Annotated in this window: 2 protein-coding genes; both read right to left on the bottom strand. The window is 38.0% G+C overall.

The window, feature by feature from the left end:
• Positions 1-59: 59 nt before the first annotated feature.
• Positions 60-797, bottom strand: coding sequence for an IS21-like element helper ATPase IstB (istB, locus tag JCM9157_RS22865; protein WP_035668791.1), 738 nt, complete (start codon positions 795-797; stop codon positions 60-62).
• A 5-nt stretch (positions 798-802) separates the two neighbouring features.
• On the bottom strand, positions 803-2,314 hold the full coding sequence (istA, locus tag JCM9157_RS22860) for an IS21 family transposase (RefSeq protein WP_035668789.1): 1,512 nt from the start codon (positions 2,312-2,314) through the stop codon (positions 803-805).
• Positions 2,315-2,437 lie beyond the last annotated feature (123 nt).

The raw sequence follows: 2,437 nt of genomic DNA, 5'->3' as shown, positions 1-2,437 counted from the left end.
TGTAATCGTCAACCAAAAAGTTGACCATATCGCTCATGTAAAAGTTGACCACCCTCTTGTTATTTCGAATAGCTCTCTTTCAGGCGAAAGCTTGGACCATTCATTGGTATAATGTGAGCCTTGTGAGTCACTCGATCTAACAAGGCAGCGGTCATCTGCTCATCATGAAAAACTTCTACCCATTCTCCAAACTCGCGGTTACTGGTAATGATTAAACTTCCTCTTTCATAGCGGGTAGATATAAATTGAAATAATAACTCCGCAGCCCGTTGATGATAAGGAATATAGCCAAGTTCATCTAGAATAACGACATCTGTTGAGAGCCATTGTTTTTCTAATTGAAGAAGTCTTTTCTCATCTTGTGCTTCCATTAATTCATTAGATAAACGTGCAGCTGTATAGAACTTTACTTTATATCCTTGCTCTATTGCTTCTTCACCTAACGCAATGGACAAGTGCGTTTTTCCAGTTCCAGAGTTTCCTATAAAAATTACATTTCGTTTCTGTTGAATATAATCACCTTGAATGATATCTAACATTCTTCTTTTTGGTATAAAAGGAGACTCTTCAAATTGAAACGACCGTAGGTCTTTTTCTACAGGAAATTGTGCTTTCTTCCTTGCGGAAGCTTTCTTTTTCACCTCCCTGTCTGCAATTTCAACTGATAATAAGTGATACAAAAATTCCTCATATGTGATTTGTTGTTCATTTGCTTCACGTAAATATACATTTAACTGCGAACGAATACTGGGTAACCGAAGCCTCTTTAGATAATCATCCATTTGATAACGGTGCATATTGCTCAATGAACATACCTACCTTTCTCTAATAATTTGTCGTAAGCTTGAAAGGATGGGGGTTCCACCTTAATCGATTGATTTAATTCATAGTGTAGAGGAGCAGGTTTCATAGTAGTTGGTTGTGTCATGATGTATAAAAAATGCTTTACACTATCAGCCGTATACAGTTTTTCAAGGATACAGTTTCCTACTGCTTTCTCTACTGTTTCTATAGAAAACTCTCGATGAAGCTTTAAAACTTTTATAAACTCTTTTCCATGACCAAATGTAGCTAGAGTTTTTTGGTGGAATTCCTGGTAGATGGACGGAAGTACGGCTTTTCTTAATGGCCTCGCATGTTGTATAGATCGAGGCTTCCTCTCCAGTTCATCAAGATAATGATCAACATTGAATACTTCTTCTTGTTTGTTGTAAGATCGTTCATGGCTAGCTATACATTCTCCGTTTATGACAACTTCTATTTGTTGAACGTAGGCATAGATCTGGACCTCTTTATGCCCTGCATATCGAGTAGGGACTGAATAAAAATTGGTTTCAAATGTTACTAGCGATAAGCTGTTCACACTCGCCTTTATCTTTCTTGCACATGGATGGGTACTCAAAACAGGCAAGAGAAGCTCTTTTTCTTGTATGAAACGTTCCCCCACAGTTTCTTTGGTTCTAGGGACGTATGTCCCTTCATAGCGATCACATTTTTCTTCCAAGTAATCATTCAATTCTTTTAAATCACTTATTTGTGGTACAGGAACTAAGAATTGTGATCGTGCTATTTGTACGAGTTTTTCGACTTGACCTTTCTCATTACCTTTAGCAGGAGCACAGAACTGAGCATCAAAAAGATAGTGAGAGCGAAATTGAATAAATGCTTCTTGCTCTTCACGCTTTGTTCCTTCTAATACCTTCTTCACCGCCGTTTTCATATTGTCATAGATAATAACTTTCGGAACACCTTCGAAGTAATCAAAGGCGTCAGCGTGACCTTGAAACAATGCTTCTTGCCTTTGATGCGGAAACACCTTTACAAAAATCTTTCGACTATACAGAAGCCTCATACAGAAAAGCATCACTTTAGTGGAAACGCCACTTAAGATAACGGTGACTTCACCCCAGTCAAACTGTGCGAATTCACCAGGATCAAATTCCAACGGAATAGAGGAGTTAGAGGTCTTGTTTTGCTGCAGTTTATATTCGCGTACGAATCGGCGTACAGTGGATTCCCCACCTTTAAAGCCATATTCTTCTACTAAGCGTCTGTGGATTTGAGCAGCACTGTGACGCTGTTTTTGAGGGGCCATTTCATCTTGTATTAACCAATTAATAATCGTTGGTTTTACTGGATCAATAATCGGGCTAGATGTAGTTTTTGTTCTTTTGTAGGTTGGAATTTCATTCGTGTTTAAAGCTTTTCTAATCGTTTGCCTTGCTATTCTAAGGTCTTTTGCAATTTGTCGAATAGATCGACCTTCTTTAAAATGCAACTTTCTGATAAGCTCTATATTAGCCATCTTTAACATCCTTTTTTCCTCCCAAATCATAAGTCCTCGACAAACTTAATGATAAGGGTTTGGTGTTAAGGGTGGTCAACTTTTTGTTGAGCGAAATGCCCTAAAGTGGTCAACTTTTATTTTAGCGTTTAC

This window comes from Halalkalibacter akibai JCM 9157 (assembly GCF_000513135.1).
Classification (GTDB): Bacteria; Bacillota; Bacilli; order Bacillales; family Bacillaceae_D; genus Halalkalibacter; species Halalkalibacter akibai.
Note: the sequence above shows the minus strand (reverse complement) of the source record. Positions and strands in the feature narration are given on the sequence as shown.

Coding starts and splice junctions, on each gene's coding strand:
- istB (WP_035668791.1), bottom strand. CDS start 797: ATGCACCGTTATCAAATGGATGATTATCTAAAGAGGCTTCGGTTACCC.
- istA (WP_035668789.1), bottom strand. CDS start 2,314: ATGTTAAAGATGGCTAATATAGAGCTTATCAGAAAGTTGCATTTTAAA.